This is a genomic window from Janibacter sp. LM (assembly GCF_039631275.1).
In the GTDB taxonomy this organism is placed as follows: domain Bacteria; phylum Actinomycetota; class Actinomycetes; order Actinomycetales; family Dermatophilaceae; genus Janibacter; species Janibacter terrae.
On the sequence record NZ_JBDIVG010000006.1, the window covers coordinates 181,883 to 196,178 of the forward strand.

General features: G+C 71.4%; 15 protein-coding genes. 7 read left to right on the forward strand and 8 right to left on the reverse strand.

Annotated features, from left to right (window positions below; genetic code table 11):
* Positions 1–6: 6 nt before the first annotated feature.
* From ABC138_RS04640 to ABC138_RS04650, 3 genes are read right to left on the reverse strand one after another with little or no spacing between them, the layout of a single operon-like run.
* Positions 7–1,434 carry an MFS transporter gene (locus tag ABC138_RS04640; RefSeq protein ID WP_345912862.1) on the reverse strand — a complete coding sequence of 476 codons (1,428 nt, stop codon included), beginning with the start codon at positions 1,432–1,434 and terminating at the stop codon, positions 7–9.
* A complete protein-coding gene (locus tag ABC138_RS04645; RefSeq protein WP_345912863.1) occupies positions 1,431–2,804 on the reverse strand; it encodes a M20/M25/M40 family metallo-hydrolase in 1,374 nt (457 codons plus the stop codon). Before ABC138_RS04645 ends, ABC138_RS04640 begins: the two co-directional genes overlap by 4 nt.
* 22 nt (positions 2,805–2,826) lie before the next feature.
* Entirely contained in the window at positions 2,827–3,501 is a 675-nt protein-coding gene (locus ABC138_RS04650; RefSeq protein WP_068324486.1) for a TetR family transcriptional regulator, read from the reverse strand.
* Here ABC138_RS04650 and ABC138_RS04655 point away from each other — a divergent pair.
* The 4 genes from ABC138_RS04655 to ABC138_RS04670 all read left to right on the forward strand — a co-directional run bounded on the left by ABC138_RS04655 (position 3,383) and on the right by ABC138_RS04670 (position 7,519).
* Positions 3,383–4,873, forward strand: coding sequence for an acetyl-CoA C-acetyltransferase (locus tag ABC138_RS04655; protein WP_345912864.1), 1,491 nt, complete (start codon positions 3,383–3,385; stop codon positions 4,871–4,873). The two genes, ABC138_RS04650 and ABC138_RS04655, sit on opposite strands and share 119 nt — an antisense overlap.
* 32 nt (positions 4,874–4,905) lie before the next feature.
* The gene (locus ABC138_RS04660; protein WP_345912866.1) at positions 4,906–6,243 is read left to right on the forward strand and encodes a 3-oxoacyl-ACP reductase; all 1,338 of its coding nucleotides are present in this window, start codon (positions 4,906–4,908) and stop codon (positions 6,241–6,243) included.
* Positions 6,243–7,088, forward strand: coding sequence for a MaoC/PaaZ C-terminal domain-containing protein (locus tag ABC138_RS04665; protein ID WP_345912867.1), 846 nt, complete (start codon positions 6,243–6,245; stop codon positions 7,086–7,088). The genes ABC138_RS04660 and ABC138_RS04665 overlap by 1 nt, the downstream gene beginning before the upstream one ends.
* Positions 7,089–7,153: 65 nt before the next feature.
* Positions 7,154–7,519 carry a VOC family protein gene (locus ABC138_RS04670; protein WP_345912868.1) on the forward strand — a complete coding sequence of 122 codons (366 nt, stop codon included), beginning with the start codon at positions 7,154–7,156 and terminating at the stop codon, positions 7,517–7,519.
* Here the strand turns inward: ABC138_RS04670 and ABC138_RS04675 are convergent.
* From ABC138_RS04675 to ABC138_RS04685, 3 genes are all read right to left on the reverse strand, one after another.
* A complete protein-coding gene (locus ABC138_RS04675) occupies positions 7,492–8,250 on the reverse strand; it encodes an MOSC N-terminal beta barrel domain-containing protein (RefSeq protein ID WP_345912870.1) in 759 nt (252 codons plus the stop codon). The genes ABC138_RS04670 and ABC138_RS04675 overlap by 28 nt on opposite strands.
* Positions 8,251–8,283: 33 nt before the next feature.
* Positions 8,284–8,454 (reverse strand): hypothetical protein, encoded by a 171-nt coding sequence (locus ABC138_RS04680; protein WP_211596765.1) that lies wholly within the window; start codon positions 8,452–8,454, stop codon positions 8,284–8,286.
* 201 nt (positions 8,455–8,655) lie between these two features.
* Positions 8,656–9,762, reverse strand: a complete 1,107-nt coding sequence (locus ABC138_RS04685; RefSeq protein ID WP_068421691.1) for a sterol desaturase family protein — start codon at positions 9,760–9,762, stop codon at positions 8,656–8,658.
* Positions 9,763–9,911: 149 nt separating this feature from the next.
* On the opposite strand from ABC138_RS04685, the gene thrS reads away from it, so the two are divergent.
* From thrS to ABC138_RS04700, 3 genes are read left to right on the forward strand one after another with little or no spacing between them, the layout of a single operon-like run.
* On the forward strand, positions 9,912–11,957 hold the full coding sequence (thrS, locus tag ABC138_RS04690) for a threonine--tRNA ligase (protein WP_068421690.1): 2,046 nt from the start codon (positions 9,912–9,914) through the stop codon (positions 11,955–11,957).
* Between the two features lie 29 nt (positions 11,958–11,986).
* Entirely contained in the window at positions 11,987–12,448 is a 462-nt protein-coding gene (locus ABC138_RS04695; protein ID WP_068324462.1) for a GNAT family N-acetyltransferase, read from the forward strand.
* A 13-nt stretch (positions 12,449–12,461) separates the two neighbouring features.
* A complete protein-coding gene (locus tag ABC138_RS04700; protein ID WP_068324459.1) occupies positions 12,462–13,019 on the forward strand; it encodes an HIT domain-containing protein in 558 nt (185 codons plus the stop codon).
* On the opposite strand, the gene ABC138_RS04705 is transcribed toward ABC138_RS04700, so the two are convergent.
* Both ABC138_RS04705 and ABC138_RS04710 read right to left on the reverse strand, forming a co-directional pair.
* Entirely contained in the window at positions 12,940–13,818 is an 879-nt protein-coding gene (locus ABC138_RS04705) for a hypothetical protein (protein WP_174522855.1), read from the reverse strand. The genes ABC138_RS04700 and ABC138_RS04705 overlap by 80 nt on opposite strands.
* Entirely contained in the window at positions 13,815–14,276 is a 462-nt protein-coding gene (locus ABC138_RS04710) for a hypothetical protein (RefSeq protein ID WP_345912872.1), read from the reverse strand. The genes ABC138_RS04705 and ABC138_RS04710 overlap by 4 nt, the downstream gene beginning before the upstream one ends.
* Between the last annotated feature and the right edge of the window lie 20 nt (positions 14,277–14,296).

Here is a 14,296-nt window from a genome sequence, read left to right on the forward strand (position 1 = left end):
GCTGCATCACGTGACCCTCTGCGGGGTGGGGAGGGGCGAAGGGGACGTCGCCGGCAGGCGGGAGAGAGCGACCGCGGCCAGCAGCGCGGACACCGAGCAGATCCCCCAGACGACGAGGTAGCCGGCCATGGGCGCGTGGCCGGTGGTCGGGTCGGAGATGCTGCCGGTCGACGCGAGGGCGACCGCGAAGAGGGCCGAGGCCAGGCAACCGCCGACCGTCTTGGTCGCGTTGGTCAGTCCCGCGGCCTCGGCGGTACCCCCGTGCTGTGCGGCCTGGGCCGCCGCAGCGGGCAGCGAGGCGACGAGCGCCCCGGACCCCACGCCGGCGAGGCCCATCGCCAGCATCGCGTGGACGAGCGCGTCGTGGAGTGGGATGAAGGTCCCGTAGCCGATCGCGACGAGCACCGCGGCGGTGACGAGCATCCACCGCACACCCAGCCGGCGGGCCGCCAGCGGCGAGAGCAGCGCGCCGATCGCCATGGCGACGACGTAGAGGCCGATGAGGTTGGCGATCGCGCCGGCGTCGACCCCGAGGCCGTAGCCGACCTCGGCCGGGTCGGTGCGGGCGAAGGTCGACCGTGGGATCTGGGCGCCGAGCACGCTCATGCCGAAGAGGACCGCGGCCAGCTGGACCGGCCACATGCCGGGCGCGGCGAGCGAGCGGACGTCGACCAGCGGCGAGTCGCTGGCGCGCTCGACCCGGACGAAGAGCGCCATGACCGCGAGTCCTGCGACGACGAGTGCCCAGGCGAGGAGGCTGGCCAGCCCCTGCAGCCGCACGACGACCAGGCCGCCCAGGACGAGCAGCAGGCCCACGCTGAGCAGCCCGGTCCCGGCGAGGTCGAGCCGGCCCGTGGCCGGGGCGGACTCGTCGCGCACCCCGAGGACGATGGCGACGAGGGCGATGGTCGTCGCCGCCGCGGGGATGGACAGGATCGCCGTCATGCCCCAGACCGGTTGCAGCGCACCGGCGCTCAGCGCGCCGACGATGACGCCGACCTCGAGCGCCAGGACGAGCAGGGCGGCGCCCCGGCGGACCAGGGCCGGGCGGTCGGGGGAGTCGCGCGATCGCTCGTGGAGGATCGCGATCTCCATCGGCAGCCAGACCGTGTAGGCGCCCTGCAGCCCCCAGCCGACGAGGAAGGTCCAGAAGCCTGGCGCGAGGGCGACGAGCCACCCGCCTGCGGCGGTGACGAGCGTGGCGATGATGAGCACCCGTCGGTGGCCGTGGAGGTCGCCGAGCCGGGACAGCACGGGCACCGCGAGTGCCGAGACGATGAGCTGCACCGCCTCGAACCAGTTGACGTCGCCGTCGGCGATCCGCAGGTGGTCGGCGATGTCGCTGTAGATCGGCGTGTAGTAGCCCTGCAGGATGCCCGACGCGATCTCGACGGCCGAAAGGAAGCCGACGAGGCGCCAGATCGTGGGACTCACCGGCCCGCCGCCACGTCGCCCAGACCCTCGAGCAGCGTGCGGTACCAACGGATCCCGTCGAGGAAGTCCGCCACGCCCAGCCGCTCGTCGTAGCCGTGGATCGCCTCACGCTGCTCGGCGTCCATCCGGAAGGGGGCGAAGCGGTAGACCCGCGGGCAGATCGTCGTGAAGTGTCGTGAGTCGGTCGCCGCGTACATGACGTACGGCACGGGCACGGCCTCCGGGAAGACGGTGGTCACGGTGCGCTCGAGGAGGGCGAAGGCCGGGTCGTCGACGGGGGAGACGGGGCTGGGGTCGTGCGCACCCTCGACGTCGACCTCGATCTCGGACCCGACGATGCGTCGCACCCGGGCGGTCGCGGCCGCCGCCGTCTCGCCGACCGCGATGCGCAGGTTGAGCCAGGCGCGCACGGAGGTCGGGCTGACGTTGATTGCCGGCGAGCCGGACAGCATCGTCACCGCCACCGTGGTGCGTGCGAGCGCCGCTGCCTCCGGTCCGGCGGCCACGAGGAGGCGTGCCAGCGCGCTCGGGAAGCGGTCGGCGTGCTCGGCGAGCGGCCGCACCGGCCGGGGCAGGTGCGGGGCCAGGCGCCGCAGCATCTCGAGGGCGGCGGGGGAGAGGCGCGCCGGGAAGGGGTACCGCTCGAGTCGAGTGATGGCGCCTGCGATGCGGGCGGCGGGACCCCCCTTCGCCGGGCGTGAAGCATGTCCTCCGCGACCGCTGGCGGTGAGGCGAAGGGAGAGGGTCCCCTTCTCGGAGACGCCCACGACCCCGAGCGGCCGGGTGACCCCGGGGAAGGCGTTGGAGGCGACGGCGCCCCCTTCGTCCAGCACGAACCACGGCGTGACGCCACGCGAGCTCAGGATCTCCACGGCCTGCTGCGCGCAGGAGCCCATGACCTCCTCGTCGCTGCCGAAGGAGAGCCAGACCTCCCGCGCCGGACGAAGACCGTCCGCCAGGAGCGACTCCACCGCCGCGATGACCGCGACGAGCTGCCCCTTGTCGTCGAGCGTCCCGCGACCCCAGATGACGCCGTCGACGACCTCGGCGGCGAGCGGTGGGTGCGTCCACCGCGACTCGTCGCCCAGGGGCACGACGTCCATGTGCGCCATGAGGACGACCGGGTCGGCGGACGCCGCGGGAGAGGCTGGGTCGGGCGGCACCCGGATCAGCAACCCGTGGGGCGGGACCTCGAGGACCTCGCCGACGGAGTGGGTGAGCGGGAAGTGCTCGCGCAGCAGCCGGTGCAGCTCGAGGAAGGGGGCTGCGTCGGTCTCGCCACCGTCGGGCGCCGCGACGGTGTGCAGCCTCAGGAGGTCGCGAAGGGCGGTGACGCTCGCGGGCTCGGACGCGGCCATGGGGAGGGACATGCGCAGACACTACGCACGGGGGTCAGTCGGCGGGGCGCTTCCAGGCGATCGCGATGCCGGACCACGCGAGGTCGCTGAGGTGCTCGGTCACCTGCTCCCGGCTGAAGTCGGCGGCGAGGCCGGCGAGCCAGGCATCGGCGCCGGCCCGCACGAGCCCGACGAGGGACTGGCCCCACAGGATCGCCGGTGCCGGGTCGTTGCCGCGGTCGACGAGGGCGGAGGAGATCAGCTCGCTGATCTGGCCGGCCATCTTGCCGGTCGCGCTCGCCACCGCCTCGGCGGCGTTGCCGGACGTCGAGGAGCCCACGATCGGCGCCGAGACGATGAAGCGGTAAAGCTCGGGGTCGCGCTCGACGAGGGCGAGGTAGGCATCGATCGCCGCCCGGATCACCGAGCGCGGGTCGAGGTCGAGGGCCCCGAGCCCGGTGCCCCTGGTGTTCTCGCCGAGGACGTTGCCGATGTCACGGATGATGAGCTCGTCGACGCGCTCGGCGACCGCCAGGTAGAGACCGCGGCGGTCGGTGAAGTGGCGGTAGAAGACGGTCTTGGAGGTCCCTGCCTCGGAGGCGAGCTCGTCCATGCCGACACCGGCGCCCCGGCTGCGGATGGTGCGCATCGCCGACTCGACGAGCTCCTTGCGTCGCTGCTGGCGATGCACCTCCCAGCGGGCGCTGCGGCCGTCGGTGGTGGTCCTCACAGCAGTGGACGGTAGCAGGTACTCGCGGTACCTGCTACCGTCCGTATCGCATAAGTGCAGACAACGATCCAGGAGACCTGTCGTGCCCAACAACCTGCCGCGTCGCGCCGCCGTCCTCGGTGGCAACCGCATCCCCTTCGCCCGCCAGTTCGGCCCGTACGCCGAGGCCTCCAACCAGGACATGTTCACCGCTGCCCTCGACGGGCTCGTCGCCCGGTACAACCTCAGCGGCAAGCACCTGGACGAGGTCGTCGGTGGGGCGGTCATCAAGCACTCCCGCGACTTCAACCTCACCCGCGAGTCGGTCCTCGGCTCCGCCCTGGCCCCGACCACCTCGGCCTACGACCTGCAGCAGGCCTGCGGCACCGGTCTCGAGGCCGCGATCCTCGTGTCCAACAAGATCAAGCTCGGCCAGATCGAGTCCGGTGCCGCCGGCGGCGTCGACACCGCCTCCGATGCGCCGATCATGGTCACCGAGTCGCTGCGCAAGAAGCTGCTGGGGGTCAACCGCGCGAAGGGGGGCAAGGCCCGGGCCCTCGCCCTGGCCAGGGTCCGCCCGACCGATCTGGGCATCTCCACGCCGGCCAACGTCGAGCCGCGCACCGGCCTGTCCATGGGGGAGCACATGGCCATCACCGCCAAGAAGTGGGGCATCACCCGCGAGGCGCAGGACCAGCTCGCGGTCAACAGCCACAAGAATCTCGCCCGCTCCTACGACGAGGGCTTCCACGACGACCTCGTCACCAGCTTCATGGGCCTGTCCAAGGACCAGAACCTGCGTCCCGACTCCTCCATGGAGAAGTTGGCGAGGCTCAATCCGGTCTTCGGCAAGGGCGACGGCGCGACGATGACCGCCGGCAACTCGACGCCGCTCACCGACGGCGCCTCCGTCGTGCTCCTGGGCTCCGAGGAGTGGGCCGCCGAGCAGGGCCTGACGCCCCTCGCGTGGTTCGTCGACGGCCAGGCCGCCGCGGTCGACTACGTGCACGGCGCCGAGGGCCTGCTCATGGCCCCCGCCTACGCCATCCCGCGCATGCTCGAGCGCAACGGCCTGACCCTGCAGGACTTCGACTACTACGAGATCCACGAGGCCTTCGCGGCCACGGTGCTCTCCACGCTCAAGGCCTGGGAGGACGAGGACTGGTGCCGCGAGAAGCTCGGTCGCGACTCCGCGCTCGGCTCGATCGACCGCGACAAGCTCAACGTCAACGGCTCCTCGCTGGCTGCCGGTCACCCCTTCGCCGCCACCGGCGGTCGCATCGTGGCATCCCTCGCCAAGACGCTCCACGCGAAGGGCCCGGGCAGCCGCGGCCTGATTTCCGTCTGCGCCGCCGGGGGACAGGGCGTCGTGGCCATCCTCGAGGGCGCCTGAGCCCTCCTCCACACCTGATCAAGGAGACCCTCATGGGATTCGAGTACGGCAAGTTCGTCAGCTCCGGCCTGGGCAAGCAGATGGCCAACACCCTCGGCCTGCCGCGGCCGACGACCCTGCGCCGCCACAAGGCCGGTGCCCCGCTCATCAACGGAGCGGTGCTCCTCGCCGGGCACGGTGAGGCCCCTGTCGCCGGGCTGCTCACCGAGGTCCTCTCGGCCGACGGCGTGCAGATCGCGACCTCCCCGTCGACCTCGGTCGCCGGTGTCGTCGTCGACATGACGCAGGCGAGGACCCCGGCCGACCTGGAGACCCTCCGCGGGATCCTCGCCCCGGCCCTGAAGACCCTCGCCCCCACGGGCCGGGTCATCGTCCTCGGTCGTCCGGTCGCGGACACCGACGACGTCGCCGAGGCCGCGGCCCGCCGCGCCCTCGAGGGCATCGTGCGCTCCGTCGGCAAGGAGATGCGCGCGGGTGGCACGGCCAACCTCGTGTACATCGCGGAGGACGCCGACGCCGACGCCGAGGCCACCATCCGCTTCTTCCTCTCCGGCCGCTCGGCCTACGTCTCGGGGCAGGTGGTGACCGTCGGCACGCCCGTCGGCGAGGTCGTCGCGCCCGCGAGCTGGGACGCCCCGCTCGAGGGCAAGGTCGCGGTCGTCACGGGTGCCGCGCGCGGCATCGGTGCGGCCATCGCCGAGGTCCTCGCCCGTGACGGCGCCACCGTCGTGTGCGTCGACATCCCGGCCGCCGGAGGACCCCTGGCCGACGTCGCCAACAAGCTCGGCGGGTCGGCCCTGCAGGTCGACGTCACCGCGGAGGACGCCGGCGCCAAGATCGTCGACCACGCGACCTCGCTCCACGGGGGCTTCGACATCGTCGTCCACAACGCCGGCATCACCCGCGACAAGCTGCTCGTCAACACCGACGCGGACCGGTGGGGCTCGGTGCTCAACGTCAACCTGCTGTCGATCCTCAGGATGAACGAGGTCCTCGTGCCCGCCATCAACGAGGGTGGCCACATCGTCAACGTCGCCTCGATCGCCGGTATCGCGGGCAACCGCGGCCAGGCCAACTACGGGGCCAGCAAGGCCGGCGTCATCGGCATGACCTCGAGCCTGGCCAAGGACCGGCAGGTCCTCGCCAAGGGGCTCACGGTCAATGCCGTCGCCCCCGGCTTCATCGAGACCGAGATGACCGCCAAGATCCCGCTCGCCACCCGCGAGATCGGCCGCCTGACCAACTCCCTCTCCCAGGGTGGTCTGCCGATCGACGTCGCCGAGACGATCGGCTGGTTCGCCTGGGACAGCAACCGTGCCGTCACGGGCAACACGGTCCGCGTCTGCGGCCAGATGATGCTGGGCGCCTGATGGCCGTCACGACCGTCACGAGCGTCCCGGCGCTCGGTCCGATCTACGCCCGCGCCGCGCTCCCGGGCAGGCGCACCGGCACGGAGCTCCCGGACCGTGTGCTGCGCCTCGAGGGCCACGCCGTCGACCGCGGCGACCTGCTCGAGTACCAGCGCATCTGCGGGTTCAACAACAGCGACGTGCTGCCGCACACCTACCCGCACGTCGTCGGGTTCCCGCTGCAGATGCAGCTCATGGCCGCGAAGGGGTTCCCGCTCCCGCTCATGGGTCTGGTGCACGTCGAGAACGTCATCACGGTCCACCGGGGGATCCGCTTCGACGAGCCGCTCGACATCACGGTCTCCGCGGAGCACCTGCGGGCCCACCCCAAGGGCAAGTCCGTCGACCTCGTCACCGAGGTGGACATCGCCGGTGAGCGCGTGTGGGAGGGTCGCTCGACCTACCTCGCCCGCGGTCGCGGCGACGCCGACGCCGAGCGCGGCGAACAACCGCCGGCGATCCCCACGGGTCAGGCTGTCGCGAGGTGGAGCCTGCCGAGCGACCTCGGTCGCACGTACGGCCTCGCCTCGGGCGACATCAACCCGATCCACATGAGCGCCGTCACGGCCAGGGTGATGGGCTTCCCGCGGGCCATCGCCCACGGCATGTGGACGTACGCCCGCGTGCTGGCGGCGATCGGTCCCGTCACGAGCGGGACCAGCACCAGCCACGTGTGGTTCAAGAAGCCGGTGCTGCTGCCCGGCAAGGTGGACTTCTTGATCGACAAGGGCGGCGACCAGGTGGTGGCTGGTCTGCGCAGCTCGCGCGGCCCGGAGACCGAGCACCTCGTGCTCACCCTGATCTGAGTCAAGGGTCGACCGTTCGCGTCATGGACGTGGCGGCCGTCACACCCCGGTGCCATGCTCGAGCCATGGCACACGGAGACATCACGCACATCGACATCCCGGTCACGGACCTGTCGGCGGCCACGAGCTTCTACAGCGGCCTGTTCGGCTGGCAGATCGCCGAGGTCCCCGGCTACGAGGGGTACCCCATGTGGCAGGCGCCCAACAGGATCAGCGGTGGCGGCCTCGCGCCACGCGGTGAGGGGTTCGAGCACCCTCGCTCCTACGTCGAGGTCGACTCGATCGACGAGGTCCTGGCCAAGGCCAAGGCCACTGGTGGCACCGTCCTGATGGAGAAGTCGCCGATCAGCGAGACGAGCTGGTTCGCCGTGCTGGGCGACCCCGACGGCAACCCCATCGGGATCTACGAGGGCATGACCGAGACCGGCTGACCGACCGCGACGTCGCCGGCGACGAGCACCTCGGCGTCGACGCCGAAGGGTAGCTCGCCCGTCGGGCGCGGCTGGTCCACGAGCGCGGCGAGATGGCGGGTGTCCATGACGCCTGTCGCCGGGTTGATGTCGATGACCCGGCAGCGGGGGATGCGCGCGCGCACCCGCAGCGTGGCGTCCCCGAGCCGCAGCACCGTGCCCGGCGCAGGGTCCTCGTCCGCGCGCAGGGTCAGGGTGGCGCGGAACCTGGCGTCCTCGGTCTCGCCGAGCCGGGCCAGGGCGCCCGTGGTGACGATGCTGACCGGCGCGCCGTAGACGACGGCGCCGGGGTCGACGAGCGCCAGCCGGACCCGGCGACCCAGGTGCGCGCCGAGCTGCGCGGCGTGCGGGGAGTCCAGCAGACGCAGGGTGACCTCCCGTCCCCAGTAGTCGGCGACGAGCTCCTCGCCGGTGGCGGCGGGCCGAGCGCTCACCCCGCACCCGTCGGGGGTGCGGGTCGTGAGCGTCGTGCCGTCCCACTGCGCGTCCACGAGCAGCATCCGGGGGTTCTCGACGGTACGCAGCACGCGTGCCTCTGCGTCGTCGACCAGGCACAGCGCGCGATCGCCGACGGGCCCGTCGCGCTCGAGGCGCACCCGCCGCAGGTCGCGGTGGCGGGCGCCCTTGAGCGGGGTCAGGCCGATCCGGGAGATGAGCACCCGGCCAGTCAACCAGTCGGCTGCTCGACGCATTGCCCTAGGGGAATGCAGAGTCAGGGGCTCGGGTCAGGGGGCGACGGAGCGAAGGGCGGTGCCCACCCGGTCGAAGGGTCCGGTGAGGTCGTGCTCGATGGCCATCCGGCTCATCGCGACCGGGTCGACGATGTCCGGCGGCAGGTGCAGGTCGAGGTCCCCGACCGGCACGTCGTGCGCGACCCGGACGACGAGCGGGGCCACGTCGAGGTAGGCGGCCGCCTCCTCGAGGCGGGCGCGGCGTGGCCCGCACTGCCGTCGACAAGGTGATGTGGAGCGTCGTCGCGGCCGACCGGCTGGACTGACCTCCCCTTCGCGTGCCTGGACCCGCATTGCCCTAGGGGAATGCAGATCTGAACCCGCATTGCCCTAGGGGAATGCAGACCTGAACCCGCGCTGCCAGGCTCAGGCGACGAACGAGTCGTACTCCCGGTCCCCGCGGAAGGGCATCAGGTGCTGGGCGAGTACGCCGCGGGGCACCGTCTCGAGCGTGAGCACCCCGTACTCCTGTGGCCAGCTGCCGTCGCGCGGGAGCCTGAAGCTGCCCATCAGCATGTCGACGACTGGCAGGTGGATCGCGTAGTTGCGGTCCCAGTAGTCGACGTGCCGGGCATGGTGCCAGTGGTGATAGCGGGGGAGCACCACGAGGTACTCGAGCCACCCGAGGCGCACCCCGATGTTGGCGTGGGCCACGACCGCCTGGAGCCCGACGATGATCACGTAGGCGTTGACCGCGGGCGTCGAGAAGCCCAGGACCATGAGCGGCAGCAGCACGATGCTGCGGGTGAGGACCGTCTCGGCGAGGTGGACACGTGACCCGGCCAGCCAGTCGAGGTCCCTGCTGGAGTGGTGCACCGCGTGGAACCTCCACAGCGTCCTGGTGCGGTGGTAGGTCCGGTGCAGGACGGCCTGGGCCAGATCGGCGACGAAGACGGCGACCAGGACCTGCACCCACAAGGGGAGGTCGACGACGCGTGACTGGACCCGGTCGATCGCGATGGCCGAGGCCACGGTCGTCGTGGACGCCGTCACGACGATGAGGATGAGCTGCACGAGCACGTGGCTGAGGAAGAAGTAGCAGACGTCCGTCCGCCAGCCGGTGCGCAGCACAGGGTGCCGGCGGTGCGCCAGGTAGTGCTCGAGGGGGATGAACACGAGTGCCGAGAAGACCAGCGAGAGGATGAACCAGTCGACGCCCAGCGAGTACGGGGTCGCCTCGATCGGGTCCATCGGCACGTCCGGGCCGCCGAGCAGGAGCGCCACCCCCGCTGCCACGAGGCCGATGATCGCGAGGCGGCGGTGCTGGCCGGCCAGCACGGCCAACGTGCCGACGACGAAGGTGGAGACGAGACCGAGGAGCAGCAGGCCGCGGGCGAAGTGCGAGGTGTACACGGTCCGGAACTCCTGGCTGGTGAGCAGCTCGGGGAAGTGGAAGCACAGGACGGCGAGCAGGCTGAGCGCGCCGAACCAGCAGGCGGTGTGGGGCAGGAGGCGTCGATCCGTGGCGAGCATGCCCCGACCCTAGGTTCGCGGGACAGCGCGGACCTGAGACGTCGTACTCAACGGATGTGGCGAAACGGCGTTGGGGTGGCCCTCACCGCGGGGATAGAGTTCGACGGGTGCCCGGCCGGGCACCGCGAACCGTCCCCCAGGAGCTCCACGTGTCTGCCCAGATCACCATCAACGTCGCCGGAGACGAGCGATCGGTGGACCCGGGCACCACCACGGCGGACCTCTTCGAGGGGGACCGCGCCGTGCTGGTCGCGCGGGTCAACGGCGAGCTGCGGGACCTCGCGCACGAGGTCGCCGAGGGTGACGTCGTCGAGCCGGTGACGGCCGCGGAGCAGGACGGTCTCGACGTCCTGCGCCACTCCACGGCCCATGTCCTCGCCCAGGCCGTCCAGCAGATCAACCCCACGGCCAAGCTCGGTATCGGCCCGCCGATCCGGGACGGCTTCTACTACGACTTCGACGTCGAGGAGCCCTTCACCCCTGAGGACCTCAAGGCCCTCGACAAGGCGATGCAACGGATCATCAACGAGGGCCAGACCTTCGTGCGCCGGGAGATCAGCGACGACGACGCACTCGTGGAGCTGGCCGACGAGCCGTACAAGTGCGAGCTCATCGGGCTCAAGGGCGGCGCCTCCGAGGAGGCCGCGGAGGGCGCGTCCGTCGAGGTCGGCGGTGCGCAGCTGACGATCTACGACAACGTCCGCCGCGACGGCACCCGGGCCTGGGGGGACCTGTGCCGCGGCCCGCACGTGCCGAGCACCAAGGTCATCGGCAACGCCTACAAGATCATGCGCAGCGCCGCCGCCTACTGGCGCGGCAGCGAGAAGAACCCGCAGCTGCAGCGCGTCTACGGGACGGCGTGGCCGAGCAAGGACGAGCTCAAGGCCTACCTCGACCGTCTCGCCGAGGCCGAGAAGCGGGACCACCGCAAGCTCGGTCGTGAGCTCGACCTGTACTCCTTCCCCGACGAGATCGGCTCCGGTCTGCCCGTCTTCCACCCGAAGGGTGGCGTCATCAAGCGCGAGATGGAGGACTACGTCCGCGCGCGGCACATCGAGGAGGGCTTCGAGTACGTCGGGACGCCGCACATCGCCAAGGAGGGGCTCTTCCACACCTCCGGGCACCTGCCCTACTACGGCGAGGGGATGTTCCCCGCCCTCGACGTCGACGGCATGGACTACCGCCTCAAGGCCATGAACTGCCCGATGCACAACCTCATCTACCGCTCCAGGCAGCGCTCCTACCGTGAGCTGCCGTTGCGCCTGTTCGAGTTCGGCCACGTCTACCGACACGAGAAGTCCGGTGTCATCCACGGCCTGACCCGGGTTCGCGGCTTCGCCCAGGACGACAGCCACTCCTATGTCACCAAGGAGCAGGCGCCCGACGAGATCCGCCACCTGCTCGACTTCGTCCTCGGGCTGCTGCGCGACTTCGGGCTCGACGACTTCTACCTCGAGCTGTCCACCCGCGACGAGGAGGGCGACAAGAGCGCCAAGTTCATCGGCTCCGACGAGGACTGGGCGGAGGCGACCAGGGTCCTGGAGGAGGTCTGCACCGAGACCGGTCTCGAGCTCGTGCCGGACCCGGGCGGCGCCGCCTACTACGGTCCCAAGGTCTCCGTGCAGGCCCGGGACGCCATCGGTCGCACCTGGCAGATGAGCACGATCCAGTACGACTTCAACCAGCCCTCGCCCGACCGGTTCGCGCTGGAGTACCAGGCCGCGGACGGCTCGCGCCAGCAGCCGGTGATGATCCACTCGGCCAAGTTCGGCTCGATCGAGCGGTTCATCGGCGTGCTCGTGGAGCACTATGCCGGCGCCTTCCCCGTGTGGCTCAGCCCCGTCCAGGTCCTCGGCGTCCCGGTCGCGGAGGAGTACAACGACTACCTGTGGGAGGTGCTCCAGCGGATGCGGGCGAAGGGGATCCGCGTCGAGCTCGACGAGAGCGACGACCGCTTCCCCAAGAAGATCCGCAACGCCAGCAAGTCCAAGGTGCCGTTCACCCTCATCGCCGGCGAGGAGGACCGCAGCAACGGCGCGGTCTCCTTCCGCTACCGCGACGGGTCCCAGGAGAACGGGCTGCCGATCGAGACCGCCATCGAGCGCGTGCTCGAGGCGATCTCGACCAAGGCCCAGGTCATCGGTGCGCCGAGCCTGGTCAACCCGGGACCGTCGGCGGGGACCGACCCGGCCTGACCCCCGCCCGACCCCGGTAGGTTGCGGTCATGGACACGCGGATCCGGCCCGTCGAGCGGGACGACGCCTTCGCCCTCGCGGCGCTGCGGGTGCAGCAGGACCGGGAGCGCGGGCACGCCCCGCGCGACGGGTTCCTGCTGGCCTACGCCGACGCCTTCCTCGCCGACTTCGCGTCGTACCGCGGGTGGATCGCCGAGCAGGGCGACGGCCGCCCGGTCGGCTGCGTGCTCGCGCTGCGCGTGCGCAAGCTGCCGACGCTCGGCCTGCCCGGGCGCCCGGAGTGGTGGTACGTCCAGCAGGTCTACGTCTCGGCGGACCTGCGGCGAAGGGGGGTGGCCACCCGTCTCGTGCACGCGGTCCAGGAGGCCGCCGCGGCCGAGCGGGTGCGCTGGGTGCGCCTCAACGCGAGCGACGCGGGCCGTCCGTTCTTCGACGCGATGGGCTTCACGGCGCCGCGGGACCGGCTGCGTGAGTGGCTCCCTTCGTCGTGACAGGATCGGGGACATGACCCACTCCCACGACCGACCGCTCGAGGACGAGCGCTCCTTCGCGGGGGTGCCGGACGGCTTCGACCGGCTGTGGACGCCGCACCGCATGGCCTACGTGACCGGGGAGCGGCCGAGCGACGAGGCCGGTGACGGCTGCCCCTTCTGCGCTGCGCCCGACAAGGACGACGCCGAGGGGCTCGTCGTGCACCGCGGCGAGACCTGCTTCGTCGTGATGAACCTCTTCCCGTACAACGCCGGTCACGTGCTCGTCTGCCCCTACCGCCACGTCTCGCTCTACGTCGACCTCACCGACGAGGAGACGGCGGAGTTCACCGCGCTGACCAAGACCGCGATCCGGGTCCTGCAGACGACGTCCAGCCCGCACGGCTTCAACCTCGGCATGAACCAGGGCGCGGTCGCCGGTGCCGGCGTCGCGGCCCACCTGCACCAGCACGTCATCCCCCGCTGGGGCGGCGACATGAACTTCCTGCCGATCATCGCCCAGACGAAGGCGCTGCCGATCCTGCTCGAGGACGCGCGCGCCGCTCTCGTCGACGCGTGGCCCACGGACTGATCCGCTCCAGCGGCGCGAAGGCGGTCAGGCACACCACGAGCGGCAGGAAGTGGATGTGCAGCAGGTAGAGCGTCATGACGTGGAATCCGACGAAGAGTCCCACGCCGAGCGCGAGGAACCGGCCACGCAGCCACATCAGGAGCGGTGAGGCGAGCTCCAGCCCGAGCAGCGCCCACTGGCTGGCGTGGACGAGCCACGGGTAGCCGGCCATCCACTGCGCCAACCAGTTGCCGCGACGGCTGAAGGCCCACACGAAGGTCGCGCCGTTGGCCCAGCCCCACCCGCCGAAACGGAACTTCGCGAGCGCCGAGAGGAAGTAGACCGAGACCGCGCCCGCCTGGATCATCCGGACCGCCCAGCCGGCTGCCCGGCTCGTCACGTCGACCTCGGCCGTCGACGCGCGCCCCACGGTCGGCAGGACGAAGAGCGCGACCATGAGCGCGAAGTGGTCGTGGTCGACCTTGCTGTAGGAGAAGGCGTTGGACACCCAGTCGAGCATCCCGAAGGCGCAGACCCATCCGGCCAGGCGCGGCGCGCGACCCGTCATCGCCACGAGGGCGGCGACGAGGACCACCACCCTCAGAGCCTCGACGTACAGCGGCGTCGGTGCCGGCAGGTGCAGCAGCTCGCGCACGACGAGCGGCCGGTAGAGGTCGGCCGGCACGTCGCCGTGGGGGATGGGGTCCGTGACGTTGACGAGCACGTCGAAGACGACGAAGGCGTAGACGAACCGACGCAGCCACGCGACCCGGGCGAGCGGGACCTGCGGCATGAGCTGGTCCCACAGCCAGCGGCTCACAACCCCTGCTCCGGGTCCTGCGGGGAGCGGACCCGCCAGCGGGCGAGCAGCTCGTCGGTCTCCGTGCGCTCGGCCCCGAGCACGATGCGCCGGGTGCGCACCTCGACGAGTGCCCAGCGCGGCTCGTCGGGGCGGCGGCGCTGGTGGAGGACGGCGACGGCCTGCAGCTTCGACGGGTCGGCGACGATCGAGCCGAGCTGGCCCTCGATCTCGCTGCGCTCGATGCCGAGGGCCTCGCGGCTCAGCTCGACGCGGACCCGATCACCGTCCGTGGTCTCGGCGACCATGTACGGGGAGTCGATGACACCCCCTTCGTCGTCCACCGAGAAGGCGTACTGCGACATCGGGGCCATCGGCCACCACTGGTCGTCGCCGACGAGCGTCCCCGCGGCCACACCCCCGAGCACGAGGCCCCCGACGACGAGGCGCCACATCCGGGACGCCGGGGTCAGGTGCACCCGTTCACCCAACCGGAGTC